At 69.3% G+C, this 25,073-nt stretch carries 22 protein-coding genes; 14 read left to right on the top strand and 8 right to left on the bottom strand.

Translation table 11 applies throughout. From position 1 onward, the window contains the following. From ABDZ89_RS03875 to ABDZ89_RS03915, 9 genes are all read left to right on the top strand, one after another. Positions 1–351 carry a DUF2209 family protein gene (locus ABDZ89_RS03875; RefSeq protein ID WP_343776988.1) on the top strand — a complete coding sequence of 117 codons (351 nt, stop codon included), beginning with the start codon at positions 1–3 and terminating at the stop codon, positions 349–351. Further along, positions 348–1,694, top strand: a complete 1,347-nt coding sequence (hflX, locus tag ABDZ89_RS03880) for a GTPase HflX (protein ID WP_343776810.1) — start codon at positions 348–350, stop codon at positions 1,692–1,694. Before ABDZ89_RS03875 ends, hflX begins: the two co-directional genes overlap by 4 nt. 107 nt (positions 1,695–1,801) lie before the next feature. Continuing rightward, complete coding sequence (acs, locus tag ABDZ89_RS03885) at positions 1,802–3,763, top strand: acetate--CoA ligase (RefSeq protein ID WP_343776812.1); 1,962 nt, start codon at positions 1,802–1,804, stop codon at positions 3,761–3,763. Between the two features lie 230 nt (positions 3,764–3,993). Next, complete coding sequence (locus ABDZ89_RS03890) at positions 3,994–5,766, top strand: bacterio-opsin activator domain-containing protein (RefSeq protein WP_343776813.1); 1,773 nt, start codon at positions 3,994–3,996, stop codon at positions 5,764–5,766. Between the two features lie 120 nt (positions 5,767–5,886). Beyond that, entirely contained in the window at positions 5,887–7,881 is a 1,995-nt protein-coding gene (gene acs / locus ABDZ89_RS03895; protein WP_343776814.1) for an acetate--CoA ligase, read from the top strand. A gap of 113 nt (positions 7,882–7,994) precedes the next feature. Further along, positions 7,995–8,531 carry a DUF4212 domain-containing protein gene (locus ABDZ89_RS03900; protein ID WP_343776815.1) on the top strand — a complete coding sequence of 179 codons (537 nt, stop codon included), beginning with the start codon at positions 7,995–7,997 and terminating at the stop codon, positions 8,529–8,531. Next, a complete protein-coding gene (locus ABDZ89_RS03905; protein ID WP_343776817.1) occupies positions 8,528–10,321 on the top strand; it encodes a sodium:solute symporter family transporter in 1,794 nt (597 codons plus the stop codon). Before ABDZ89_RS03900 ends, ABDZ89_RS03905 begins: the two co-directional genes overlap by 4 nt. 2 nt (positions 10,322–10,323) lie before the next feature. Then, positions 10,324–10,785 carry a universal stress protein gene (locus ABDZ89_RS03910; protein ID WP_343776819.1) on the top strand — a complete coding sequence of 154 codons (462 nt, stop codon included), beginning with the start codon at positions 10,324–10,326 and terminating at the stop codon, positions 10,783–10,785. Positions 10,786–10,871: 86 nt separating this feature from the next. Next, positions 10,872–11,147, top strand: coding sequence for a DUF8119 family protein (locus tag ABDZ89_RS03915; RefSeq protein ID WP_343776821.1), 276 nt, complete (start codon positions 10,872–10,874; stop codon positions 11,145–11,147). Between the two features lie 57 nt (positions 11,148–11,204). Here the strand turns inward: ABDZ89_RS03915 and ABDZ89_RS03920 are convergent, their stop codons facing one another. Next, the gene (locus ABDZ89_RS03920; RefSeq protein WP_343776823.1) at positions 11,205–11,861 is read right to left on the bottom strand and encodes an NAD-dependent epimerase/dehydratase family protein; all 657 of its coding nucleotides are present in this window, start codon (positions 11,859–11,861) and stop codon (positions 11,205–11,207) included. 79 nt (positions 11,862–11,940) lie between these two features. Continuing rightward, on the bottom strand, positions 11,941–14,649 hold the full coding sequence (locus ABDZ89_RS03925) for a heavy metal translocating P-type ATPase (RefSeq protein WP_343776825.1): 2,709 nt from the start codon (positions 14,647–14,649) through the stop codon (positions 11,941–11,943). A 193-nt stretch (positions 14,650–14,842) separates the two neighbouring features. Between ABDZ89_RS03925 and ABDZ89_RS03930 the strand changes: the two genes are divergently transcribed. Next, positions 14,843–15,037: a cold-shock protein gene (locus ABDZ89_RS03930; protein ID WP_004045866.1), complete on the top strand. Its 195-nt coding sequence runs from the start codon at positions 14,843–14,845 to the stop codon at positions 15,035–15,037. Between the two features lie 116 nt (positions 15,038–15,153). Continuing rightward, on the top strand, positions 15,154–15,717 hold the full coding sequence (locus tag ABDZ89_RS03935; RefSeq protein WP_343776827.1) for a hypothetical protein: 564 nt from the start codon (positions 15,154–15,156) through the stop codon (positions 15,715–15,717). A gap of 25 nt (positions 15,718–15,742) precedes the next feature. On the opposite strand, the gene ABDZ89_RS03940 is transcribed toward ABDZ89_RS03935, so the two are convergent. Further along, a complete protein-coding gene (locus ABDZ89_RS03940; protein ID WP_343776829.1) occupies positions 15,743–16,738 on the bottom strand; it encodes an SDR family NAD(P)-dependent oxidoreductase in 996 nt (331 codons plus the stop codon). A 213-nt stretch (positions 16,739–16,951) separates the two neighbouring features. Between ABDZ89_RS03940 and ABDZ89_RS03945 the strand changes: the two genes are divergently transcribed. After that, positions 16,952–19,408, top strand: a complete 2,457-nt coding sequence (locus ABDZ89_RS03945; protein ID WP_343776831.1) for a DNA topoisomerase VI subunit B — start codon at positions 16,952–16,954, stop codon at positions 19,406–19,408. Beyond that, complete coding sequence (locus ABDZ89_RS03950; RefSeq protein ID WP_343776833.1) at positions 19,409–20,494, top strand: DNA topoisomerase IV subunit A; 1,086 nt, start codon at positions 19,409–19,411, stop codon at positions 20,492–20,494. An 18-nt stretch (positions 20,495–20,512) separates the two neighbouring features. Here the strand turns inward: ABDZ89_RS03950 and ABDZ89_RS03955 are convergent, their stop codons facing one another. After that, positions 20,513–20,749, bottom strand: a complete 237-nt coding sequence (locus ABDZ89_RS03955; RefSeq protein WP_343776835.1) for a CDGSH iron-sulfur domain-containing protein — start codon at positions 20,747–20,749, stop codon at positions 20,513–20,515. Positions 20,750–20,833: 84 nt separating this feature from the next. Here ABDZ89_RS03955 and msrB point away from each other — a divergent pair, with 84 nt between their 5' ends. Beyond that, entirely contained in the window at positions 20,834–21,256 is a 423-nt protein-coding gene (gene msrB / locus ABDZ89_RS03960) for a peptide-methionine (R)-S-oxide reductase MsrB (RefSeq protein ID WP_343776837.1), read from the top strand. Between the two features lie 27 nt (positions 21,257–21,283). Here msrB and ABDZ89_RS03965 read toward each other — a convergent pair whose 3' ends face one another. From ABDZ89_RS03965 to ABDZ89_RS03980, 4 genes are all read right to left on the bottom strand, one after another. Next, positions 21,284–22,042 (bottom strand): sensor histidine kinase, encoded by a 759-nt coding sequence (locus ABDZ89_RS03965; protein ID WP_343776839.1) that lies wholly within the window; start codon positions 22,040–22,042, stop codon positions 21,284–21,286. Positions 22,043–22,116: 74 nt separating this feature from the next. Continuing rightward, a complete protein-coding gene (locus ABDZ89_RS03970; protein WP_343776841.1) occupies positions 22,117–23,271 on the bottom strand; it encodes an acyl-CoA dehydrogenase family protein in 1,155 nt (384 codons plus the stop codon). Positions 23,272–23,392: 121 nt separating this feature from the next. Next, positions 23,393–24,532 (bottom strand): pyridoxal phosphate-dependent aminotransferase, encoded by a 1,140-nt coding sequence (locus tag ABDZ89_RS03975; protein ID WP_343776843.1) that lies wholly within the window; start codon positions 24,530–24,532, stop codon positions 23,393–23,395. Then, complete coding sequence (locus ABDZ89_RS03980) at positions 24,529–25,017, bottom strand: Lrp/AsnC family transcriptional regulator (RefSeq protein ID WP_343776845.1); 489 nt, start codon at positions 25,015–25,017, stop codon at positions 24,529–24,531. Before ABDZ89_RS03980 ends, ABDZ89_RS03975 begins: the two co-directional genes overlap by 4 nt. Positions 25,018–25,073 lie beyond the last annotated feature (56 nt).

The following is a 25,073-nucleotide window of genomic DNA, read 5'->3' on the forward strand; positions in this document are numbered from 1 at the left end:
ATCAGCGGCCGCCACGAGGAGGACGGCGAGTACCTGATGGTCGCGGCCGCGGTCCACGCGCGGGTCGACTCGGCGCGCATCCGGTCGGTCGAGGGGATGGGTTTCGCCGCCGTCCGTGAGGGACCGACGCTGGAGGCGACCGTGGCGCTCACCGCGGAGGCGGTCGGTCACCTCCCGGAGCCGCCCGACGGACCGGTCGTCGCGGAGGCGGGCGAGTACTACGAGGAGCCGGCCGAGCGCGTCGGGCTCAGCTTCCAGCCCGAGTTTAAATACGTCGAGAGCATAGGCGAGCGCGAAACAGTGCAGGCAGCACACCACGCGGCGTACGCCGCTCGCGACCTCCTCCTATGAGCGGGGACGCCGACCCGAGCGAGGCCGACACCGCGGCGCGCCGGGCGGTCGTCGCCAAGCGCGTCGACAGCGGCGCGGCCGACCTCACCGAGATCCGCCAGCTCGCGGCCGCGGCGGGCTACGAGGTCGCCGGCGAACTCACGCAGACCCGGACGGAGGACGCCGCGTTCATGTTCGGCGAGGGGAAGGTCGCCGAACTCCGCGATCTGGTCCGCCGGACCGGCGCCGGAACGGTGATCATCGACAACGACGTGGGCCCGTACCAGACGTTCAACATCGGCGGGGAGCTCCCCGAGGGCGTCGAGGTCGTCGACCGGTTCACGCTCATCCTCGAGATATTCGGCCAGCGCGCGAACACCCGCAAGGCGCAGCTCCAGGTCGAACTCGCGGAGCTACGGTACGAACTCCCGCGGGCCGAGGCGAAGGCGAGCCTCGCGAAACGCGACGAGCGGCCGGGGTTCATGGGGCTCGGCGAGTACGACGAGAGCGTCGAGCGCGACATCAAACGCCAGATATCCGAGATCCGCGACGAGCTCGACTCGATAGCGGAAAAGGAGGAGGCGCGCCGCGAGCAGCGCCGCGACTCCGGGTTCGACCTCGTCGCGCTCGCGGGCTACACCAACGCGGGGAAGTCGACGCTGATGCGCCAGCTCGCGGACGAGCTGGCCGTCGACGAGAACGACGAGCGCCACCGCGACCTCGACACCACCGCCGAGTCACAGGACATGCTGTTCACGACGCTCGGCACCACGACCCGCCGCGCCGAGATGGAGAAGCGCGACGTCCTCCTGACGGACACGGTGGGATTCATCGCCGACCTGCCCCACTGGCTCGTCGAGTCGTTCGAGTCCACGCTCGATTCGGTGTACCGCGCGGACCTCGTGTTGCTCGTCGTCGACGCGAGCGAGTCGGTCGAGGAGATGCGCGAGAAGCTCGTCACCAGCCACGACACGCTCTACGAGCGCAACGAGGCGCCGATCGTCACCGTGTTCAACAAGATCGATCGGCTGGCGCCCGGCGAGTTGGCCGACAAGCGCGCCGCGCTCTCCGGGGTGGCCCCCGATCCGGTCGCCGTGTCGGCGAAGACGGGAGCGGGCGTGGCGGAGCTCCGCGACCGCGTCGAGGGCGAACTCCCCGAGTGGGAGCGCGAGCGACTCGTCCTCCCCGTCTCCGACGACGCGATGAGCCTCGTCTCGTGGGTTCACGACCACGGCCACGTGGCGGAGGAGACGTACGCGGGCGAGCAGGTGACGCTCGACTTCGAGGCGAAGCCGTCTATCGTCTCCCGCGCCCGCGCCCGAGCGGCCGACATCGCGGCGCCCCCGACCGAGGAGTCGGCCTGACCACGGCGGTATCGACTCGAAGGCGCGGATCGGCCCCGTTTTTCGACCGCTTCCGACCGACGGGGAATCGGACAAAGTATACGGTTCTCCGCAGGCCATGACACGGTATGGACGACTTCGCGGACGGCGGTCGGCTCGTCGACGGCGACGGGGACGCCGTCCCGCCGCCGGCCGAGTTCCGTCAGCGGGCCGCCGCGAGCGATCCGGGAGTGTACGAGCGGTTCGCGCGCGATGGGCCCGAGGCGTGGCGCGCGGCCGCCGACCTCCTGACGTGGGACCGCGAGTACGAGACAGTCCTCGACGACGGCGACCCGCCGTTTTACGAGTGGTTCCCCGACGGGCGGCTCAACGCCGCGGCGAACTGCGTCGACAGACACCTCGACGACCGCCGGAACCAGCTCGCGATCCGGTGGTTCGGCAAGCGCGGCGAGCGCCGGTCGTACACCTACCTCGACCTCCACCGCGAGGTGAACGCGGTCGCGGCCGGGCTCCGCGACCTCGGCGTCGAGGAGGACGACGTCGTCACGCTCTACCTCCCGATGATCCCGGAGCTACCGATCGCGATGCTGGCGTGCGCGCGCATCGGCGCGCCGCACAACGTCGTGTTCGCGGGGCTGTCCGCCGAGGCGCTCGCGACCCGCATCGACGCGGCCGACTCCGAGTACCTGATCACCTGCGACGGCTACTACCGTCGGGAGGACGCGTTCAACCAGAAGTCGAAGGCCGATAACGCTCGGATCCGCGCCGACCAGAAGCTGTCGGCCGCGGTCGTCGTCGACCGCCTCGGCGACGAACTCGCCGTCTCGCTGGGAGACGACGAACACGAGTACGGCGCGCTCGTCGACGCGCACGACGGCGACACGGTCGAACCGGTCGCCCGCGACGCGACCGACCTCCTCTTCGTGATGTACACCTCCGGGACGACCGGGCGACCGAAGGGGGTCGAGCACGCGACCGGCGGCTACCTCGCGCACGTCGCGTGGACGACGCAGAACGTCTTGGACGTGCGGCCCGAGGACACCTACTGGTGCGCGGCCGACATCGGCTGGATCACCGGGCACTCCTACGGCGTGTACGGCCCACTCGCGACAGGGACGACGACGGTGCTATACGAGGGGTCGCCCGATTACCCGGACCGCGACCGCGTCTGGGACCTGATCGAGCGCAACGCCGTCAGCGTCTTCTACACCTCGCCGACGGCGATCCGGTCGTTCATGAAGTGGGGGAAGGAGTACCCCGAGGCCCACGACCTCTCTTCGATCCGCCTGCTCGGGACGGTCGGCGAGTCGATCACGCCGAAGGCGTGGCGCTGGTACCGCGACCACGTCGGCGGCGGCGACGCCCCGGTCGTGGACACGTGGTGGCAGACCGAAACCGGGGCCATCGCGCTCGCGACGCTGCCCGGGATCACGCCGATGAAACCCGGGAAGGTCGGCCCGCCGCTCCCGGGGATCGACGCCCGCGTCGTCGACGAGGACGGCGAGCCGGTCGAGCCCGGCGAGTCCGGCTACCTCACGCTCGCGTCCCCGTGGCCCGGCATGCTGCGGGGGCTCCGCGAGGGCGACGAGCGCTACCGACGGGAGTACTGGCTCGAGGGCGAAGACGAGTGGCGCTACCGGACCGGCGACGGCGCGACCGTCGACGAGGACGGCTACGTCACGATCCTCGGGCGCGTCGACGACGTGATCAACGTCCGCGCCCAGCGGTTCAACACCGGCGAATTGGAGTCTGCCATCGTCGACGCCGCCGGCGTGACCGAGGCCGCGGTCGTCGGCGACGACGACGGCCGGGTCGTGGCGTACGTGACGACGAAGAGCGGCGTCGAGCCCGACGAAGCGCTCCGCGACGCCATCGCGGACCGGCTCGCGAGCGCGGTCGGTGCGGTCGGTGACGCGGCCCGGGCCGACCGAGTCGTGTTCACGCCCGACCTCCCCAAGACGCGCTCGGGGAAGATCATGCGACGCCTCTTGGAAGACATCGCCCGCGGCGAGGAGTTCGGCGACGTGAGCGCGCTCCGGAACCCGGAAGTGGTGGGCGAGATCGAGTCCACCGTTCGTGACGAGGAGTAAAGCCGGTCACGTACTAAGCCCACGAGCGCCTGTGGGGCCACGTCGCGTGCGGCGTCGGCATTTCAGGCCGACTGCTAGCGCCTGTTTCGGAACTCAGACGAGAGCCGAAACTGATCGAGGGGCTATCGCGACCGCGAACACGACCCGTTTCCTGTTCCGACGAGTCTCGACGGCGACGCACCGTCTCCCGGAACACTTTACTTTCGGTTCCACGTTGGGATGCGAAACGGATGGTCGACCACCTCGGCCCGGACGCCTACGACGCGCTGGTCACCGCCGCGGAGACGTATCGGTCGGCATTGGTGGTCAGGCTGGCCGGCGAGGCCGGACTCAGGACCGACGAGATCACCCGCGTCGAGCCCCGGCACCTCCGCGAGGCCGAGTCCGTCGCGGGCGCGCACCTCCTCGCGGTCCCCGCGACGGACGCCGACGGGGAGCCGGGCGCGCCCGACGAGACGGTCGACCGCGAGACGGTCGTCCCGGCGTCGCTGGCTGCGGACCTCGGACGATACGCGACGAGCGAGGGGATCGGCGACGACGAGCCGTACGTCGACCTCTCGCCCCGCCGCGTCCAGATGATCGTGCGCGAGACCGCGGCGCGGGCGGCCGACCTCAGCGACGCCGTCCCGGACGACCGGGTCACCCCGAGCGTGCTGCGACAGACGTTCGCCCGGCGGCTGCTCGTCGAGCGCGACGTCGACCCGCGAGCCGTCCGGGACGCCGGCGGGTGGGAGTCGCTCGCGACGCTCGACTCACACCTCGACGCGCTCGACGGCGAAGCGCTCGCTGCCGCCGTCGCCGGTGACGGGGGTCGCGGCGACGACCGCGCGGAGCGGGTGGAGCCCGTCGCCTTACCGGGGTTCGAGGCGCTCGCGGACTCCGGCTCGTCGGACCCCGCCGCCGCCGTCGCGGCGGGGCTCGCGGAGGCCGATCGCTGGGACGAGGCGTGGGTCGTCCGTCGGGCGGTCGGCGGGGACGGAGCCGACGTGGCCGCGGCGGCGGGCGTCGACGCGGAGCGCCTCTCGAACCGCGGCGTGACCGCCGGCGGGCCGTGGCTGGACGCGATAACCGAGGGCGCGCCCGCGGCGACCGACGGCCGGCAGGAGACCGACGGGCGACCCGCGGTCGCGGTGCCGGCGGCACACGAGGGCGTGACTCACGGCGCGCTCTGCGTCGTCGCGGCCGACGAGGGTCGGGTCGACGAGAGCGAGCGACGGGCGCTCGTCGCCCTCGGGCGCTGTCTCGGGCGAGCCGTCACCGCGGACCGGTGGCGAGAGCTGCTCCACTCGGACGCGGTCACGGAAGTCGAGTTCCACGCGACCGACGAGGGCGCGTTCCTCGCCCGCGCGAGCGACCGGCTGGACTGCCGGATCGAGGTGGCGTCGACCGTCGACGTCGACGAGGACGCCTCCCGGGCGTACCTCTCCGTCGACGGCGCTCGGCCGCAGGACGTCGCGGTCGTCGTCGAGGACGCCCCGGGCGTCTCCGACTTCCGGGTGATAGAGACACGCGAGGAGGGCTGTTCGGCGTCGGTTCGGCTCGCGGACGGGTCGCTGGTGCGGGGGCTCATCGACCACGGGGCGACGGTCCGCGACGCGTCGGGCGCCGACGGGCGAGTCCGCGTCGTCGCGGACTTCCCGGAGGGGACGAACGTCAGGCCCGTCGCGGATGGGCTCCGCGACCGGTTCGCGGACGTTCGGCTCGCCAGCAAGGAGTCCGTCGCGCGCTCGCCGCGCACGGAGTCGTCGCTTCGGGACGGGGTCGCGGACCGGTTCACCGACCGCCAGTGGGCGGCGCTGTCCGCGGCGTACCACGGCGGCTACTTCGACTGGCCGCGCGGGAGCACGGCCGAAGAGGTCGCCGACGCGATGGGCGTCTCCTCGCCGACGTTCCACAACCACCTCCGGAAGGCCCAGCGCGCGCTGCTCGACGGGCTCTTCGAGGACGGCAGCGAGCGACCGATCCGAGCCGGCGACGAGCCGACGGCCCGGATAGAGGACTGAGCGGGCGAGGCCGGGCCGGCGGTCCCGACTCGTTCCCCCGCGAGACGGGGGTATCTATCACGGTTTTTCCTATTTAGCGTCAGCGTTTATATGGTGATATCGGTTGGGTACGACCGTACCATGACAGAGGGAGACGGCCAACTGGAAGCGAGATTAGCGGAGCAAGAGGTGTTCGAGCCACCGGAGTCGTTCGTCGAACAGGCGAACGTCTCCGATCCGGACGTGTACGAGGAGTTCGAGGAAAACTGGCCTGAGTGCTGGGAGTCGGCCGCCGACCTGCTGGAGTGGGAAACCGACTACGACCAGGTGCTCGACGACAGCGACCCGCCGTTCTACGAGTGGTTCACCGGCGGTGAGCTGAACGCGTCGGCCAACTGCCTCGACCGACACCTCGACGAGCGCGGCGACGAGGTCGCCATCGAGTGGGTCGGCGAGCCCGTCGACGAGGACGACCGCTCGTACACCTACGCGGAACTCCACCGCGAGGTAAACGAGTTCGCCGCCGCCCTCCGGGAGCAGGGCGTCGAGGAGGACGACGTCGTCACGATGTACATGCCGATGATCCCGGAGCTGCCGATCGCGATGCTGGCCTGTGCGCGCATCGGCGCGCCCCACAGCGTCGTGTTCGCCGGGTTCTCGGCCGACGCGCTCGCGACGCGGATGAACTCCGCGGAGTCGGAGTACCTCGTCACCTGCGACGGCTACTACCGGCGCGGCGACCCGCTCGACCACCTCGACAAGGCGAACGAGGGGCTCGCGGGCGTCGACCACGACACCACGACCGTCGTCGTCGACCGGCTCGGGCCGAACGGCGACGACTTCGGCCACGACCTCGGCGACGACCAGCTCGACTACGGCGACCTCGTCGCGGAACACGAGGGCGCCGAGGTGGAGCCGGTCACCCGCGACGCCGAGGACATGCTCTTCCTGATGTACACCTCGGGGACGACGGGGGAGCCGAAGGGCGTGAAACACACGACCGGCGGCTACCTCTCGTGGGTGTCGTGGACCTCGCAGTCGGTCCTCGACATCAAGCCGGATGACACGTACTTCTGTTCGGCCGACATCGGCTGGATCACGGGTCACTCCTACATCGTCTACGGGCCGCTCGCGCTCGGCACGACGACGATGATGTACGAGGGCACGCCCGACCACCCCGAACAGGACCGGCTCTGGGAGATAGTCGAGGAGCACGAGGCGACCCAGCTGTACACCGCGCCCACGGCGATCCGGGCGTTCATGAAGTGGGGGAAGGAGTATCCCGACCGCCACGACCTCTCCTCGCTGCGGCTGCTCGGCACGGTCGGCGAGCCGATCAACCCGCGCGCCTGGAAGTGGTACTACACCCACGTCGGCGACGAGGAGTGCCCCGTCGTCGACACGTGGTGGCAGACCGAGACGGGCGGAATGATGATAACGACGCTACCCGGGGTCAAGGACATGAAACCCGGCGCCGCGGGGCCGCCGCTGCCGGGCCTCGACGTCCAGATCCTCGACACGCTCGGCGAGGAGGTCGAACCCGGGAAGGCCGGCTACCTCACCGTACAGAAGCCGTGGCCCGGCATGCTCCGGACGCTGTACAACAACGACGAGCGGTACATCGAGGAGTACTGGGCGGAGTACTCCGACACGGACAGCGACGACCCCGACGACTGGGTGTACTTCCCGGAAGACGGGGCGAAGATCGACGACGACGGCTACATCACCGTCCTCGGCCGGGTGGACGACGTGCTCAACGTCTCCGGCCACCGGCTGGGGACGATGGAGATCGAGTCCGCCATCGTCGGCGTCGAGGGCGTCGCCGAGGCGGCGGTTGTGGGCGGAGACCACGACATCAAAGGCGAGGCGGTGTACGCCTACGTGACGACCGAGGACGGCTACGAGGGCGACGACGAACTCCGCGACGCGATCATCGCGGGCGTCGAGGACGCAATCGGCCCGATCGCCCGGCCGGAGCAGGTCGTGTTCACGCCCGACCTGCCGAAGACCCGCTCGGGCAAGATCATGCGCCGCCTGTTGGAGAACATCGCCGACGGGAAGGAACTCGGGAACACGAGCACGCTCCGAAATCCGGAGATCGTCGAGCAGATCCAGCAGAAGGCCGACGGCGAGTAGCCGAGCGACGGCTCCGTTTTCCGAACGACAGCCGAGCGACGACGCGGCGACACCGCGAATAAACATCACGATAAAACCACACAAACACACCACGACACTACATACCACAGCACATGTCACACGATAACTCACGAAGTTCGGACGACGTCGCGACCGACGGTGGCCGCACAGCTGACGATGCGGCGACCGACGGTGGCCGCACAGCTGACGATGCGGCGACCGATGGTGGCCGCACAGCTGACGATGCGGCCACCGACGGCGGCGTCGCCACGGGCGCGGCGCAGACGCACAACGACACCGACTACCTCGGCGCGGAGGTGAACATTCTGAATCCGAGCACGCCGTACATGCGCGATCACCTCCGGATCGTCTGGACCGGGTTCGCGATATGGGTTCTCGCCGTCTGGGGCCCGGTGACGCTGACGCGGCTCGCGCCCGGTCCGATGACGAGTCAGATGCCGATCTTGGGCTTCCCGCTCCACTACTTCCTCGTCGCGTTCGGCGCGCCGACCAGCGCGCTCATCTTAGCGTTCTGGTACTCGCGTAAGCGGGACGCGCTCGACGAGAAGTACGGCATCGATCACGCCAGCGTCGTCGAGAGCAGCAGCGGTGCCGCGGCCGCGGCGGCCGACGGAGGGACCGAGGAATGACGGCGAGTTCGATCCCCCTCCAGAGCGACCTCCTCCCGGAGGCCCTCGACATCTCGTTCAAGCTGGTACCGGCTATCCTCGTGCTCGCGATGTTGGGGCTGTTCCTCACTATCGGCTTCGTCTTCCGCGTCGCCGACACCGACAACATGTGGGTCGCCGGGCGGTCTATCGGCAACCTCGAGAACGGGATGGCGATCGGGGCGAACTGGATGTCTGCCGCATCGTACCTCGGTATGGCGGCCTCCATCGCGCTCGCCGGGTTCTACGGGCTCGTGTTCGTCGTCGGCTGGACGACGGGCTATTTCATCCTGCTCATCTTCCTGGCCGCGCAGCTGCGCCGGTTCGGGAAGTACACGGCGGCGGACTTCGTCGGCGACCGATTCAACTCCGACACCGCGCGCGCCATCGCGGCGGTGACGACGTTCCTCATCGGCTTCGTCTACGCGATCGGTCAGGCGAAGGGGATGGCGCTCGTCTCCCTGTACATCTTCGGTGATTACGGCGGGCTCATCCCCGGCCTCGACGGCTACCAGGTGATGGTCGTCTTCATGATGACGATCACCGTCGGTTACCTGACGCTGTCGGGCATGATGGGGGCGACGAAGAATCAGGCGGTTCAGTACACGATCCTCATCATCGCGTTCGTCGCCGGTCTGTACGCGGTCGGCTGGACGCAGGGCTACTCCACGGTGTTGCCGCAGCTCGAGTACGGCGCGTTGATCAGTCAGCTCGGCACCGAGTTCAGCGAACCGTTCGCCTCGTCGAGCTACTACCTCTGGGTCGCGACGACGTTCTCGCTGATCGTCGGCACCTGTGGGCTGCCGCACGTGCTCGTCCGGTTCTACACGGTGGAAAGCGAACGGACGGCCCGCTGGTCGACGGTCTGGGGGCTGTTCTTCATCTGTATCCTGTACTGGAGCGCCCCGGCGTTCGCGGCGTTCGGAACGGACCTGTACTCGCAGAACGTCGGCGCGACGTACGGCGATCCCGGCATGGCCAGCGCGGCCAGCGAGGTCATCGTCGTGCTCGCGGCGCAGCTGGCGGAACTGCCGCAGTGGTTCGTCGGCCTCGTCGCCGCCGGCGGTATCGCGGCGGCCATCGCGACGGTCGCCGGCCTCTTCATCGCCGGGTCGTCGGCGATCAGCCACGACATCTACACGAACATCATCAACGAGGACGCGACGCAGCGCCAGCAGATCCTCGTCGGGCGCCTCTCGATCGTCGCGCTCGGTGTGTTGACCACGTTGGCCGCGCTGAACCCCGCGTCCTCGATCGCCGCGCTCGTCGGGTACGCGTTCTCGCTGGCCGGCTCCGTCCTGTTCCCGATGTTCTTCCTCGGCATGTGGTGGGAGAACGCCAACCGGCAGGGCGCGCTCGCCGGCATGTCGACCGGGCTCACGCTCTGGTCGATCCCGATGATCAACCAGATCGTCCCGACGTACATCGGCTCGCTGGAGGCGCCGCTGTCGACCGGGCTCGCGACGTGGATGCCCGCCATCGGCTCGGCGCTGATCACGCTTCCGGTCGTGTTCGCCGTCACCATCGTCGTCTCGATGGCGACCGACGAACCGTCGCTGGAGACGAAGCGGGTCGTGCGGCAGTGTCACAGCCCCGAACCGATGGCACAACAGGAGAGCGCCGAGGACGTCGTCGCCGCGGACGGCGGCGAGGACGTGGTGACTGATGGCGGCCGCGCACCGAACGACGCGGGTGTCGATGGCGGCCGCATAACGGACGACGCGGGCGTCGGCGGTCGCACAGACGACGACAACGCGTCCACGGAGGAGTGATCATGTACGAACGCATCCTCGTCCCCACGGACGGCAGCGACGTCGCGGAAGCGGCCGTCGACCACGCGCTCGACCTCGCCGAGAAGTACGACGCCGAGGTCCACGCGCTGTACGTGGTCGACATCGACTCGATCAACCTGGGCCTCGGTACGGAGCAGGTCGACCGGCTCAAGCAGGGCCGGTTCGACGAAATGGAGGAGGTGAAAGCGAAGGCCGACGAGGCCACCGGCGCCGTCGCGGCGCGCGCCGCGGAGCGCGGCGTCGAGGTCGTCGAACACGTCTCGGGCGGTCGGCCGCACAAGCTGATCGCCGAGTACGCAGAGGACCACGACATCGGCCTGATCGTGATGGGGAGCCACGGCCGCGCCGGAGTCCGGCGCGCGCTGCTCGGGAGCGTCACTGAGCGCACCCTGCGCTCGACGCACGTCCCCGTCCTCGTCGTCGACTACCTCGACGAGGACTGAGCACCCCGGTCGGATCCCGCTCTCCCTTCGAGATCGACGTTTCACACTTCCGCAACACCGACGTACCTCCCTCACACACTCACGCCATGTCCGACTCTGATTCCGCTGAGACGCCCGCCGACGAACCGACCGATCCGAGCGTCGCCGACCGCGCCCGCGACGTGCTCAGCGAGAACGGCACCGGGATGGTACAGGACCTGCTCTTCGCGTTCGCGTGGGTGGGGCTCGCGTCGCTGCTGTACGACTTCGGTTTCCCGACGGCGCCGCGGTGGGTGCTGTACATGTTCATGCTCGCCGGCATTCCCGCGTACTTCGGCTTCTTCATCTCGCTGGAGATGGCCAGAGAGCGGAGCCGACGCTGACGCCGGCGCCGGCGCTCCGCACTGTCCAGTCTATTTCAAACGTCCCGCTCGCCGCTCTTATCGGGCGAGATCGCGGATGTCGGACACGTCGAGCAGCCGCTCTCCCGGGTCCATCGCCGCCCGGTAGGTCGCCCGGGCAACGGTGTCGACGGAGAGCGGCCGCGACTCGCCGAGCCGAGACGCGATCGGCGGCGCGCTCGCGGCGAACCGGAGCACGCGGTCGGCGACGCCGGGAAGGTGGGGCTGCCCCTCGCCGTACACCGGTCCCGGTCGGAGGGTGACGGCGTTGAGGTCGAGGTCGGCGATGGACGTCTCGGCGCGCCGTTTAGCCGTCAGGTACGCGTTCCGGACGCCGGGCGGTTTCGCGGCCGCCGAGAGGAAGACGAAGGTGTCGGCGCCGGCGCGTTCGGCCTCCAGCGCCGTGAGGATCGCCGCGTCGCCGTTGACGCGCTCGAAGGTGACGCCGTCGGTCGGGGACTCGGTGAGCGTCCCGACCGAGTGGACGACGGCGTCGACGCCGTCGAGCCGGTCGCGCCACGCGTTCGGTCGGAAGAGGTCGGCGCTCGTCCACGAGACGGCGTCGGCCCAGTCGTCGTCGGTGTCGGGCCGGCCGCGACGCGAGACGCTGCGGACCTCGTGGTCGTCGCGGACCCCGAACCGGCAGACGTTGCGCCCGACGAATCCGCTGCCGCCGACGACGAGGAGGGTCGACATACGACCGAATACGCCCCGCCCCGTCTTGTGGTTTCGGGAGGGGGCCGACGAGGAGGCGTCGGCGAACCGTCGGCGTCGATCAGCGCCGCAGGAACCCGAAGAGCGCGTAGTCGTCGTCGGGGTCGTACCGGCGGAAGAGGAGGCTGTTCGTCAGCACCGACACCGACGAGAACGCCATCGCGCCGGCCGCGAGGACGGGCTGGAGCAGCCCGAGGGACGCCAGCGGTATCATCGCCGTGTTGTAGCCGAGCGCCCAGACGAGGTTCTGTTTGATCTTCTGGAGCGTCGCGTCCGAGACGCGGATCGCCTTCACCACGTCGAGCGGGTCGTCCCGCATCAGCGTCACGTCGGCGGCCTCGATGGCCACGTCGGTCCCGGAGCCGATGGCGGTGCCGACGTACGCGACGGCGAGCGCCGGCGCGTCGTTGACGCCGTCGCCGACCATCATCGCCCGGCTGCCGTCCGACTGGATCGACTCGACCGCGTCGGACTTGTCCTCCGGGAGGACGCCGGCGCGGACGTTTTCTGGGTCGATCCCGACCTGTTCGGCGACCGCGCGGGCCGTCCGCTCGTTGTCCCCCGTGATCATCATCACGTCGACGCCGCGCTCGCGGAGCTGGCTCACCGCCTCCTTCGCGCTCGGTTTCACCGTGTCGGCGTCGGCGACGACGCCGAGGAGCTCCCCGCCGTCGGCGCCGGCGCGGACTCGCGCGACGAGCATCGCGGTCTTCCCCTCGCGTTCGAGCCGCTCCATCGTCTCCGCGGCGGGAGAGGGGTCGACGCCGGCGTCTCGAAGCAGCTTCCGGTTCCCGACGAGGACCTCGTCGCCCTCCACGGTCGCTCTGACGCCGTGGCCGGGGACGTTCTCGAACGACTCGGGATCGGAGAGGTCGAGGCCGCGCTCTTCCGCGCCGTCGACGATCGCCCGGGCCAAGGGGTGTTCGCTGCCTCGTTCGGCGCTCGCGGCGAGCCGGAGGACTTCGTCCTCGCGCGTCGCCGAGCCGTCGGTCTCGTCCGCCGTCGGAGCGTCGTCCGCCGTCGGAGCGTCGTCCGCCGTCGGAGCGTCGTCCGTCGCCGTCGCGTCGTCCTCTGCGAGCGCGCCGCCGTCCGGGACCGTCTCACCGCCGTCGGTGGTCGTCTCGCCGTCGAACGCGACCACGTCCGTGAGCTCCATCTCGCCCCGCGTGAGCGTGCCCGTCTTGTCGAACACCACGGTGTCGACGTCTTTCGCGCGTTCGAGGATGTCACCGCCCTTGAACAGGACGCCGTGTTGAGCGCCGATGGTCGTCCCCACCATCGTCGCGGCCGGCGTCGCGAGCCCGAGCGCGCAGGGGCAGGCGATGAGGACCGAGGAAGCGAACACGACGAGCGCGAACTCGAATGTCGAGACGGTTCCGCCGGCGACGACGGGGCCGCCCGCGACCTGGCCCCACAGCGGGAGCCGGTCGACGAACGCGGCGAGCGTCTCGGGGAAGAGGAACCAGACGGCGCCCCACAGCAGGGCGTTGACGATGACGGCCGGCACGAAGTACGCCGAGATCCGGTCCGCGAGGTTCTGGATGTCGGGCTGGCGGGACTGCGCCTCCTTCACCGTCCGAACGATCTGCTGGAGCGCGGTGTCCGCGCCGACCTTCGTCGCCTCGACGACGAGGAGTCCGTTCTCGTTGATCGTCGACCCGACGACCTCGTCGCCCTCCGTCTTCTCGACCGGGACGGACTCGCCCGTCACCATCGACTCGTCGACGGCGGACTGGCCCTCGACGACCGTCCCGTCGGTCGGGATCTGCTCGCCCGGGCGGACCTTCATGCAGTCGCCGACTTCCACCTCGTCGATCGGGACCTCGCGTTCGACCCCGTCCTCGTCGACGACGGTGGCCGTGTCGGCCTCCATCTCCAGGAGCTTCCGGAGCGCCTCGCCGGCCTGCCCCTTCGAGCGGGCCTCGAGGTAGTTGCCGAGCGTGATGAAGACGAGGATGAGCGCGGCCGTGTCGAAGTAGACGCTCCCGGCGACCGCGTCGAGCAGGACCGCGACGGAGTACACGTACGCCGTCGTCGAACCCAGCGCGATCAGGACGTCCATGTTGGCGCGGCCGTTCTTGACGATCGCCTTGTAGGAGTTCACGTAGAAGGGGCGCCCGAGCGCCACCTGGACCGGCGTCGCGAGCGCGAACTGGAGCCATCCGATCTCCACGCCGAAGACCGACTCGGGGATGACCGCGCCGCCGAGCAGGAGCTTGTCGACCATGAAGAACAGGAGCGGCGCGGCCAGCGCGGCGCCGAACAGCGTCAGCCGGAGCTGTTTCCGGATCTCGGCGTTCCGCGCCTCGTCGCGCGCGCTCTCGCCCGAGCCGTCGGCGTCGTCGCCGTCCTCGCGGACCGGCGAGTAACCCGCGTCCTCGACGGCGTCGTACAGCGCCGAAAGCGAGGTGTCTGCGGGGTTGTACCGCACCTGCGCCTCGTCGGTCGCGTAGTTCACGTCCGCGTCCACGACGCCCGGGACGGCTTCGAGCGCGTCGCGGTTCGCGTCGGCGCAGTTCGCACAGGTCATGTCCGTGATCGCGACGGTCGCCGTCTCCGAGACGGCGCCGTAGCCGGCGTCCGCTATCGCGTCGTAGATCGCCGCGAGCGAGGCCGTCTCCGGGTCGTACTCCACGGTCGCCTCGTCCGTGGCGAAGTTCGCGTCCGCCCGGACGACACCGTCGAGCGACTCGACGGCGTCACCGACCGTGCCCGAGCAGTTGGCGCAACTCATCCCCGTGACGTCGAGGTGGGCGGTTCTGGTACTCATGCTGTGTTCTCCTACGGGCCCCTCCCTTAGTGTCCTTTCCACTTCGAAACCAAAGAATACCCGCGCCGGTATCTTGGAATCCAAAGCAGATCGGGCGTCTCGGCCGGGGCACAGTCGACACGGCGGGGCCGGTGACGCTCGCAGGCGGGGGCACACAACACTTATCACGGCGTCGGGTGACTGTTAGGGTGCGATGGCGACAGGCAAGGTCGACTTCTTCAACGACACTGGCGGCTACGGATTCATCGAGACTGACGACGCTGACGAGGACGTGTTCTTCCACATGGAAGACGTCGGCGGCCCGGACCTCGAGGAAGGACAGGAGGTAGAGTTCGAGATCGAGGAGGCGGACAAGGGTCCGCGCGCGACGAACCTCACTCGGCTGTAGCTCGTCCGACGGCATCCGTTAGGCGAGATCGGACAGCTCTCAAAACGCGTTCCGCGTATATTATTCCGCTGAGCGACGGCGCCGACGTTTTACTCGGCGAGCGAGGAGGTGTCTCCGTGACCACCGCCGACCTCGATCCGTTCGACGCCGACGACCTCGGCGCGTTCGTCGCCGAGAACCTCGACCGCTACGCGGAGACGCAGGGCATCCTGCCCGCGGAGCTCGAAGCGTACGGCGAAACGTACCGGTCGCAGGGGCACCTGACGCGCGAGCAGCTGTACGAGATCGCCTACGAGTCGTCGACGCGGAGCGCCTACCACGTCGAGAAGAACCCCGGGGCACGCTGCCGAGAGGTGACCCGCAACGCTCGCGCGGTCGAGGGCGACTTCTCGGCGATCCAGCTTCTCACCGGACTCTCCGGATTCAAGGCCGCGACGGCGTCCTGCGTGCTCGCCGCGCTCGACGGCGACCGTCACGCCGTCGTCGACACCCGCGTCTGGGCGTCGCTGGAGCGGCTGGGCGCGGTCGACGGTCGGAAGGAGTCGTTCGACGCCGCCGACTACGTGACCATGATCGAGCCGATCCGCGGAATCGCAGACGAGACCGGCTTCCGCGCGGTCGACGTGGGCTACGCGCTGTTCGCGTCGGACGCGCACGTCCGCGAGGGGACGCTCCACTGACCGGGCGGCGCCGCTCGCAGGCGGCTTACACCGGGTACTCGACGCCCGTGGCCTCGGTCGAGTACTCCCAGAGCTTCCGGGCGTCGTCGCGGTCGTAGGAGGCGTCGTTCGACCGGCCGACCGTCGGGTGGCCGCGCATGTTCATCAGGCCGCCCGGCTCGACGTACGCGCCGCCGTCGACGTCGGTCGTCGCCGCGTACAGCATCGGCAACACGCCGATCTCCGGCGACTGCCCCAACACCGCGTTCGCGGCCTTCATCCCGACCTTCATCAGCGGGTTCCCGCTCTCCGCCGCGGTCCGCATCTGGAGGTTCGTGTCGGTGTAGCCGGGGTGGCAGGCGACGCTGCGGACGCCGGTGACCTCGTCGGACGCGTCGAGGCGCCGCTGGAGCTCGTAGGCGAACAGCAGGTTCGACAGCTTGCTCCGGCCGTACGCCTTCCACTTGCCGTACGAGCGCTCCCAGTTGAGATCGGAGAAGTCCATCTCTCCCTGCTCGTGGGCGCCCGAGGACTGCGTGACGATCCGCGCGTCGCCGGACTCCGTCCGGCCGCCGTCGGCGCTTCGCGCCGCCCCGTCGCCCTCGATCCCGTCGGAGGCATCGAGGAGAGGGAACAGCCGCCCGGTGAGCGCGAAGTGGCCGAGGTGGTTGACGCCGAACTGCGTCTCGAAGCCGTCCTCGGTCTCGCTGCGCGGGATCGCCATCACGCCGGCGTTGTTACAGAGAATGTCGACCGCGTCGTAGTCGTCGTCGAGCCCCTCGGCGAACGCGGCCACCGAGTCGAGCGAGGCGAGGTCGCACTCGCGGACGTCGAGCGCGCCGTCGACCTCGCCGCCCGCGTCGACGCGGATCTCGTCGGCCGCGTCCTCGGCGCGCTCGACGCTGCGGCACGCCATCACGACGGTCGCCCCCTTCGCGGCGAACTCGCGGGTCCCCGCGAACCCGAGCCCGCTGTTCGCTCCCGTGACGACCACCGTCTTCCCGTCCAATCTCGGCATCTCGTCGGCCGTCCAGTCGGTCATGGGAGAACGGTGGGGCGTCACGGCAAGAAACCTGTCGGCGGGAAGGACAGTCGTCGGGCCGCGTCGAGCGTCGTGGCCCGATGGCGGTTCGCCGAGCGTCGCCCGTGTGACACGTCCGCGAGGAGGGGTCGAGACGGCGTCTGACGCGGAGATCCACTTCCGCCGCGCCGCCGGTGCGTTTTTACCTGCCTCGGCGGAAGGGAAGTGTACCGAATGACGTCCTTCCAGTCGACGATCGGCGACGAGGAGGGGATCGCGGAGGAGCTGGCCGAGGGCCAGCGCGAGATCTCCATCGCCGAGTTCTTCGAGAAGAACAAACACATGCTCGGGTTCGACTCGGGCGCCCGCGGGCTCGTCACCGCCGTCAAGGAGGCGGTCGACAACGCCTTAGACGCGACCGAGGAGGCCGGTTACCTCCCCGACATCTACATCGAGATCGAGGAGGTGGGCGACTACTACCGGGTCGTGATCGAGGACAACGGCCCGGGCATCACCAAAGAACAGCTGCCGAAGGTGTTCGGGAAGCTCCTGTACGGGAGTCGGTTCCACGCCCGCGAGCAGTCTCGCGGTCAACAGGGGATCGGGATTTCAGCGGCCGTGCTGTACTCGCAGTTGACCTCCGGCCAGCCCGCGAAGATCACCTCGCGGCCGAAGGGGCAGTCGCGGGCGCAGTACTTCGAGCTGATCATCGACACCGACACGAACGAGCCGGAGATCAAGGCGGACGAGGAGACGACGTGGGACCGACCGCACGGCACGCGGATCGAGCTGGAGATGGAGGCGAACATGCGCGCCCGCGGCCAGCTCCACGACTACGTGAAACACACCGCGGTCGTCAACCCGCACGCCCGGATCGAGCTGCGCGAGCCGGGGCTCGACGAGCCGATGAAGTTCGAGCGCGCGACCGACGAGCTGCCGGCGGAGACGAAGGAGATCCGCCCGCACCCCCACGGAGTCGAGCTGGGCGCGCTGATCAAGATGCTTGAGGCGACCGAGTCCTACTCGGTCTCCGGGTTCCTCCAGGAGGAGTTCACGCGGGTCGGCAAGAAGACCGCGGACAGCGTGATCGACAACTTCCGCGACGTGTACTACGGCCGGGAGCTGTCGTGGTCGCCGCCCCGAACTCACGACGACCGCGACGTCGCGGCCGCGGTGAGCGACGCCGTCGCGAACAAAGGCGAGACGGCGACGAGGGCCTTCGCCGAGGGCGTCGCCGAGACGGTCGCGGGCAACGACCGCGTCTCCCGGTCCGAGGTCGCGACTATCGTCGACAACGTCGCCGAGACGGTGGCGAACGACACGGGCAAGACCTTCGGCGGGACCGTCCGCGAGAACGCGGTCGACGCCGCGTGGCAGGCGATCACGGGCGTCGGCCGGGAGGAGGCGGCGGCCGACGCGGGTGAGAGTGACGGCGACGCCGTCGACGAGTCGCCCCTCGTCCCCGACACCTACGCGCTCGTCGACGACGCCACCTCGACGCGGAAGGACGACGCCGCGGTCCAGGCGATGGCCGAGGCGCTCGCGCGCCGGTTCGAGGGGCTCGACGGCGAGGCGTTCCGAATCGCCCGCGACGACCTCGAGCGCCTCGTCGCGGACGCGGCGTCGTTCGTCGCCGAGCAGCGCGACGCGACCTTCGGCGAGACCGCCCGCGAGAACGTCGTCGAGGCGCTCTGGTCGCGGGCGCGGACCGTCCCGGACGACCCGCCGAAGGTGAAAGCGATCGCGGGCGACCGCGACGCCGCCGCCGACCTGCTCGACGCGATGCGGACGACCGACATCCTCGCGCCCCCGACCGACTGCCTCGCGCCGATCACGGCCGAGCTGGTCGAGGCCGGCCTGCGGAAGGAGTACGACGCCGACTTCTACGCGGCCGCCACCCGCGACGCCGACGTCCACGGCGGCGACCCGTTCATCGTCGAGGCCGGCATCGCCTACGGCGGGTCGATCCCGGCGGAGGGGTCCGTGGAGCTGCTCCGGTTCGCGAACCGCGTCCCGCTCGTCTACCAGCGCGGCGCCTGCGCGACGACGGACGTGATAAAGTCGATCGGCTGGCGCAACTACGGGCTCGACCAGCCCGGCGGCTCGGGGATGCCGAACGGCCCGGCCGTCATCAGCATCCACGTCGCCTCGACGAACGTTCCGTTCACGAGCGAGTCGAAGGACGCCCTCGCGAACGTCCCGGCGATCGAAGACGAGATCGAACTCGCGGTCCGCGAGGCGGCCCGCGAGCTGAAGTCGTACCTCAACAAGCGGCGCTCGATGCAACAGCGCCGGGAGAAACAGGACGTGCTCGGCCGCATCCTCCCGGAGATGGCCGACAAGGTCTCGGAGGTGACGGGGCGGCCGCGGCCCGACATCGACGGGGCGCTCGCGCGGATCATGAACAACGTCAGCGTCGAGCGGGAGGTGGACGACGACACGGTGAGGCTCGTCGTCGAGAACCACTCCGACGTGAACGAGGAGCTCGACATCACGGACATCGTCTCGACGGAGCCGACGGACCTGTCGGACGGGACGGTGGTGGACATGGACGGCGAGTGGTTCGTCCAGTGGAAGCCCGAGGTGCCGTCGGGCGACGAGCGGGAACTGACGTACGCGATCGACGGCGACGCGGAGTTCGAGGTCAGCGTCGGCGGCGTCGAGACCGAGAAACTCACGGTGAACGAATAAATGACGACAGAAAGCGACGCACGAGACGAGCTGATCGACCTGGCGGCGGACTTCTACGACCAGTTCGCCGACGGGAAGATCCCGGAGATGACGCTTCCCACGCGGACGAAGAGCAACATCGAGTACGACGAGGAGAGCGGCGTCTGGACCTACGGCGACCGCACCTCGACGCGCAGCGCCAACTCGGTTCGCGGCGCGCGCAAGCTGCTGAAGGCGGCGTACACGATCGAGTTCCTCGCGGACCAGCTCGACGACGAGCGGTCGTCGACCCTGCGTGAGCTGTACTACCTCTCGGAGTCGTGGGACAACGACGAGGCGCAGTTCAAATCGCAGGACGAGTCGAACGACCTCGTGGAGGACTTGGAGATCGTCACGGGCGTCACCCGCGAGGACTTCCACATGCGACCGGAGGAGTCGGGCGCGAAGGTGATGGGCCCGCTCCGCCTCCGCGAGCAGACGAACCGCGGGGACCGCGAGATCCACTGTCAGCTAGACGTTGGCCAGGGCGGCTACCAGATCCCCAACAACCCGGACACGATCGAGTTCCTCGACAACGACGCCGACTTCGTGCTCTGCGTGGAGACCGGCGGGATGCGCGACCGGCTCGTCGAGAACGGCTTCGACGAGGCGCACAACGCCCTGGTCGTCCACCTCGGCGGGCAGCCGGCGCGCGCCACGCGGCGGCTGACCAAGCGCTTCCGCGACGAACTCGACCTCCCCGTGGTGGTGTTCACCGACGGCGACCCGTGGTCGTACCGCATCTACGGCTCCGTCGCGTACGGCTCGATCAAGTCCGCGCACCTCTCGAAGTACCTCGCGACGCCGGAGGCGCGGTTCATCGGTATCCAGCCCAAGGACATCGTCGAGTACGACCTGCCGAGCGACCCGCTCGCCGACTCCGACATCAACGCGCTGGAGTCGGAGTTGGAGGACCCGCGGTTCCAGACCGACTACTGGGAAGAGCAGATCGAACTCCAACTCGACATCGGCAAGAAGTCCGAACAGCAGTCGCTCGCGAGCCGCGGGCTCGACTTCGTCACGGACACGTACCTCCCCGAGCGGCTGAACGAGATGGGCGTGCTTTGACCCGCTAGCCGACGCTTCTCACTCGTCGACGTAGGCGATCTCGTCGATCTCGCGGCGTTCCCCCTCGGGATCGTCGCCCTCGTATTTGTACACGACCCCGTCCGCCTCGTCTTCGGCCGCCTTGTGTGAGCCGTCACAGAGCGGCTTCGAGTCCGAGAGACCGCATCGACAGACGAATATCTTCCCGTCGTCGCCGGTGTCGGACGCGTCGAGTATCGCCGGGCCGTCCGCCTCGTGCGTCACTTCCCGAGTCATGGTTCGGGCGTCGCACGCGACCCGCATACCGCTTGCGACGCCGGCCGCCGCAACCCCCTTGCCCGTGGGGCGCGTACCGGTGGTATGAGCGAGACGAGCGACCCGACCGACGACGTCGACCCCGCCGAGTTGACCGACGAGGAGTGGCGCGAGCGACTCTCCGAGGAGGAGTACCGCGTGCTCCGCGAGAGCGGCACGGAGGCGAAGTTCTCCGGCGAGTACGTCGACCACCACCCCGACGACGGCGAGTACCGCTGTCGGGGCTGCGGGACCGTCCTCTTCGAGGCCGAGACGAAGTACGAGTCCGGCTGCGGCTGGCCCGCCTTCTACGCCGCCGAGGAGGAGTCGGTGACGACTAACGTCGACACCAGCCACGGGATGCGCCGCACCGAGGTCCGGTGTGCGAACTGCGACTCGCACCTCGGCCACGTCTTCGACGACGGCCCCGAGCCGACCGGGAAGCGCTTCTGTATCAACTCGGTCGCGATGGAGTACGACGACGAGTAGTCCGAGGCCGTTCGAGGCCCCGAGGCGTCACTCGTCACACAGCGGCAGCCTGACGACGAACACCGCCCCCTTCGGTTCGTTGTCCTCGATCCACACGTCGCCGCCGTAGATCTCCACGAGCGACCGAACCAGGTACAGCCCGATCCCGGCGCCCGGGCTGTCGAGCCCCTTCTCTCCCTTGCCGAATATCTCGTCGCGCTGGTCCGCGGGGATCCCCGGCCCGTTGTCGGCGATCCGGACCTCGGCGGCGCCGTCGGCCTCGTCGACGGTCGCCGACACCGTCACCTTCGGCGGGGTCTCGTCGTTGTGTTGGACCGCGTTTCGGAGGACGTTCCGGAACACCGAACTCAGCATCTCGTCGGCGACGACCTCGTCTTCGGGGAACGAGCCCTCGACCGTGAAGACGGCCTCCGAGTACCCAGACCGGACCTCTTCGATCTGCTGGGAGAGCACCCGGTCGAGCGAGAGCCGGCTCGGTTCGGCGTCCTCACGGAGCATCACTTCGGCGAGGTCCCTGACCGTCGTGGTGAGCGAGACGGCGCTCTGGGTGTTCCGCTTGATCACGTCGAGGTACTCTTTACCCTCCTCGTCGACGTGGTCGTCGAGCAGTTCGGCGTACGCGCCGACGAGCTGGAGGTCGTTGCGGATGTCATGGCGCATCACCTGATTCAACAGCTGTAAGTCGTCGCGCTGGCGTTTGAGACGCTCCTCCGGGTCGGCCTCCTCCGCCGGCCGGCGTGTCAGGTCCCCGTCGGCGGCCGGTCGGGTGTCCGGGTCGTCGCTCATGACCGGGCGATACGTCGGCCGCTCGCTTTTACATATCGGTCGAAGCGGACGAGGGCGCCCCGACGAGAGGCGGCTCAGACCCCCTCGTCGAGCAGCTCTCGCGCGATGATGTTCTTCTGGATCTCGGTGGTCCCCTCGTATATCTGCGTGATCTTGGCGTCGCGGTAGAGCCGTTCGACGTCGTGGTCGTTGACGAAGCCGGCGCCGCCGTGAACCTGGACCGCCTCGTCGGCGACCTCGACCGCGGTCCGCGAGGCGAACTCCTTGGCCATCGACGCGAGCGCGGTGAGGTCGCCGGCCTCGTTGTCGACCGCCCACGCGGAGCGGTAGGTGAGCCAGCGGGCGGCCTCGGTGTTCGTGTGCATCTCCGAGAGCTTGTGTTTGATCGCCTGGAAATCGGAGATGGACCGACCGAACTGCTCGCGCTCCTCGGCGTACTCCAGCGCGCGCTCGGCGGCGCCGCGGGCGATCCCGACGCCCTGCGCGGCGACCGCGGTCCGGGTCTCGTCGAAGAACTGCATGAGCTGGAGGAACCCCATGCCGCGCTGGCCGATCAGGTTTTCCTCCGGGACCCGAACGTCGTCGAAGCGCAGTTCTGCCGTGTCGCTCGCGCGGATGCCGAGCTTCCCGGTGATCTTGTCGCGCGTGAGCCCGTCGCGGTCGCCCTCGACGAGGATCTGCGAGTAGCCGGAGTAGCGGTCGTCGATGTCGGGGTCGGTCTCGCAGACCACGACGAAGTAGTCGGCGACGGTGCCGTTCGTGATCCACATCTTCGAGCCGTTTATCACCCACTCGTCGCCGTCCTTCTCGGCGCGAGTCGCCACGCTCGTCACGTCCGAGCCGGCCTGCGGCTCCGAGATGGCCGACCCCATCACCGCGTCGCCGGCGGTCACCTCGGGCAGGACGCGCTCCTTCTGTGCCTCCGTGCCGAACTCCATCAGCGCCTCCGCGCCGAAGCCGGCGCTCGAGATACAGAGGCCGATCCCGGGGTCGGCCGCGAACAACTCCTCCGTGAGGATGGCGTTCTCCAGCGACGAGTAGCCGATGCCGCCGTACTCGACCGGGACGTGCGGCGCCAACAGGCCCATGTCGGCCGCCTTGTCCATGATCTCGTACGGGTACTCCTCCTCGACGTCGTACTCCGTGGCGACCGGCTTGATCTCCTCGTCGGCGAACTTCCGTACCTCCTCGCGTAGCTGTCGTTGCTCGTCCGTTAGCTGGAACTCCATGAGGGAACGATCCGGATCGAACGTGATAATCGTTAGCGAACGCTGAACAATTGGAAACGAGTTGTCCGTCACAAACCGGGCGGGGAGATCGCGCGCCCCCGGTGGCTCGCCGGTCGCCGCCTCAGCGGTTCTCGACGAACGTCGCGATCCGGTCGGTCGCCTCCTTCAGGTCCCGCATCGAGGTGGCGTACGACACCCGGAGGTGGCCCTCGCCGCCCGCGCCGAAGACGGACCCCGGGACGACCGCGACGCCCTGCGCCTCCAGTAGCTCCTCCGCGAACGCCTCGTCGTCGCCGCCGCAGTCGGGGAAGGCGTAGAAGGCGCCGCCCGGCTCGAAGGTGTCGAGGCCCATCTCGTTGAACCGGGAGACGACGAGCCGGCGGCGGCGGTCGTACTCGTCGACCATCTCCGCGACCTCGCCGTCGCAGCCGTCCAGCGCCTCGATCGCGGCGTACTGCGGCGTCGTCGGCGCCGACAGCATCGTGTACTGGTGGATCCGGTTCATCGCGTCGACGGCGTCGACGGGGCCCAACGCGTACCCGAGCCGCAGCCCCGTCATCGCGTACGCCTTCGAGAAGCCGTTGACGACGACCGTGCGCTCCCGCATCCCCGGCTGCGTCGCGATCGACGCGTGGTCGGTCTCGTAGGTGAGCGCGGCGTATATCTCGTCGGCCACGACGCGGAGGTCGTTCTCGCGGCAGAACGCGGCGACCTCGGCGAGCTCCTCGTCGGTCATCGTCGCGCCCGTGGGGTTGTTCGGGTAACAGAGCACGAGCAGGTCGGCGTCGGCCGCGCCGGCGGTCTCCAGCGCCTCGCGGGTGAGCACGAAGTCGTCCTTGGCTCTGGTCGGGACCGTCAGCTGCTCGCCGCCCGCGAGCTCGATCCCCGGGCCGTAGGAGATGTACGTCGGCTCGTGGACCGCCACCGTGTCGCCGGGGTCGACCAAGGCCCGGAACGCCAGGTCGACCGCCTCGCTCGCGCCGGTGGTGACGAGAATCTCCGCTGCCGGGTCGTACGACTGGTCGTAGCGCTCGTGGTGGTCGGCGATCCGCTCGCGGAGCGCGGCCATCCCGCGGTTCGCGGTGTAGGAGGTCTTCCCGCGTTCGAGCGAGTCGATCGCGGCGGTGCGAGCGGCCCACGGCGCCGAGAAGTCCGGCTCGCCGACCCCCAGCGATATCACGTCGTCGCGGGCCTCGGCGAGTTCGAAGAACTTCCGGATCCCCGACTCCGGGAGGGTGCGAGCGCGGTCGGACAGCCTCATGGCGACACGGAGAGGCGGTCGTCGTCGTCGCCGTCCTCGAACCGGATCCCGCCGTCCTTGTACGTCTCCATGATGTAGTGGGTCACGGTCTGGGTGACCTCGGGCATGGGCGCGACCTGCTCGGAGATGAACTCGGAGACGTCTTGCATGTTCTCGCCGAGCACCTCGACGGCGAAGTCGTAGTCGCCGGAGACGAGATGTAAGGCGTCGACCGCGGGGAACTTCGCGATCCGGTCGGCGACCTGCTCGTAGCCGGTCTCGCGGTCGAGTTCGACGTTGATCTCGACGACAGCGCGGATCTTCCCCTCGTCGACGCGGTCCCAGTCGACGACCGCCTGGTAGCCGTGGACCACGTTATCCGCTTCCAGCGCGTCGATCGCGTCCGCGACCGCCGCCGCGTCGAGGCCCGTCTGGGCCGCGATGTCGTCGATGTTCTCGCGAGCGTTCCGCGCCAACACGTCGAGTACCTCGCGCTCGGCGTCCATACGTCACGATCGCGCGGGGGCGGTTTATGGGTAGCGACGCGCGCAACACCGGCGAC

It is taken from the genome of Halorubrum ejinorense, assembly GCF_039522565.1.
Taxonomy (GTDB): Archaea; Halobacteriota; Halobacteria; order Halobacteriales; family Haloferacaceae; genus Halorubrum; species Halorubrum ejinorense.

Coding starts and splice junctions, on each gene's coding strand:
- hflX (WP_343776810.1), top strand. CDS start 348: ATGAGCGGGGACGCCGACCCGAGCGAGGCCGACACCGCGGCGCGCCGG.
- acs (WP_343776812.1), top strand. CDS start 1,802: ATGGACGACTTCGCGGACGGCGGTCGGCTCGTCGACGGCGACGGGGAC.
- ABDZ89_RS03890 (WP_343776813.1), top strand. CDS start 3,994: ATGGTCGACCACCTCGGCCCGGACGCCTACGACGCGCTGGTCACCGCC.
- acs (WP_343776814.1), top strand. CDS start 5,887: ATGACAGAGGGAGACGGCCAACTGGAAGCGAGATTAGCGGAGCAAGAG.
- ABDZ89_RS03900 (WP_343776815.1), top strand. CDS start 7,995: ATGTCACACGATAACTCACGAAGTTCGGACGACGTCGCGACCGACGGT.
- ABDZ89_RS03905 (WP_343776817.1), top strand. CDS start 8,528: ATGACGGCGAGTTCGATCCCCCTCCAGAGCGACCTCCTCCCGGAGGCC.
- ABDZ89_RS03910 (WP_343776819.1), top strand. CDS start 10,324: ATGTACGAACGCATCCTCGTCCCCACGGACGGCAGCGACGTCGCGGAA.
- ABDZ89_RS03915 (WP_343776821.1), top strand. CDS start 10,872: ATGTCCGACTCTGATTCCGCTGAGACGCCCGCCGACGAACCGACCGAT.
- ABDZ89_RS03920 (WP_343776823.1), bottom strand. CDS start 11,861: ATGTCGACCCTCCTCGTCGTCGGCGGCAGCGGATTCGTCGGGCGCAAC.
- ABDZ89_RS03925 (WP_343776825.1), bottom strand. CDS start 14,649: ATGAGTACCAGAACCGCCCACCTCGACGTCACGGGGATGAGTTGCGCC.
- ABDZ89_RS03930 (WP_004045866.1), top strand. CDS start 14,843: ATGGCGACAGGCAAGGTCGACTTCTTCAACGACACTGGCGGCTACGGA.
- ABDZ89_RS03940 (WP_343776829.1), bottom strand. CDS start 16,738: ATGACCGACTGGACGGCCGACGAGATGCCGAGATTGGACGGGAAGACG.
- ABDZ89_RS03945 (WP_343776831.1), top strand. CDS start 16,952: ATGACGTCCTTCCAGTCGACGATCGGCGACGAGGAGGGGATCGCGGAG.
- ABDZ89_RS03950 (WP_343776833.1), top strand. CDS start 19,409: ATGACGACAGAAAGCGACGCACGAGACGAGCTGATCGACCTGGCGGCG.
- ABDZ89_RS03955 (WP_343776835.1), bottom strand. CDS start 20,749: ATGACTCGGGAAGTGACGCACGAGGCGGACGGCCCGGCGATACTCGAC.
- msrB (WP_343776837.1), top strand. CDS start 20,834: ATGAGCGAGACGAGCGACCCGACCGACGACGTCGACCCCGCCGAGTTG.
- ABDZ89_RS03965 (WP_343776839.1), bottom strand. CDS start 22,042: ATGAGCGACGACCCGGACACCCGACCGGCCGCCGACGGGGACCTGACA.
- ABDZ89_RS03970 (WP_343776841.1), bottom strand. CDS start 23,271: ATGGAGTTCCAGCTAACGGACGAGCAACGACAGCTACGCGAGGAGGTA.
- ABDZ89_RS03975 (WP_343776843.1), bottom strand. CDS start 24,532: ATGAGGCTGTCCGACCGCGCTCGCACCCTCCCGGAGTCGGGGATCCGG.
- ABDZ89_RS03980 (WP_343776845.1), bottom strand. CDS start 25,017: ATGGACGCCGAGCGCGAGGTACTCGACGTGTTGGCGCGGAACGCTCGC.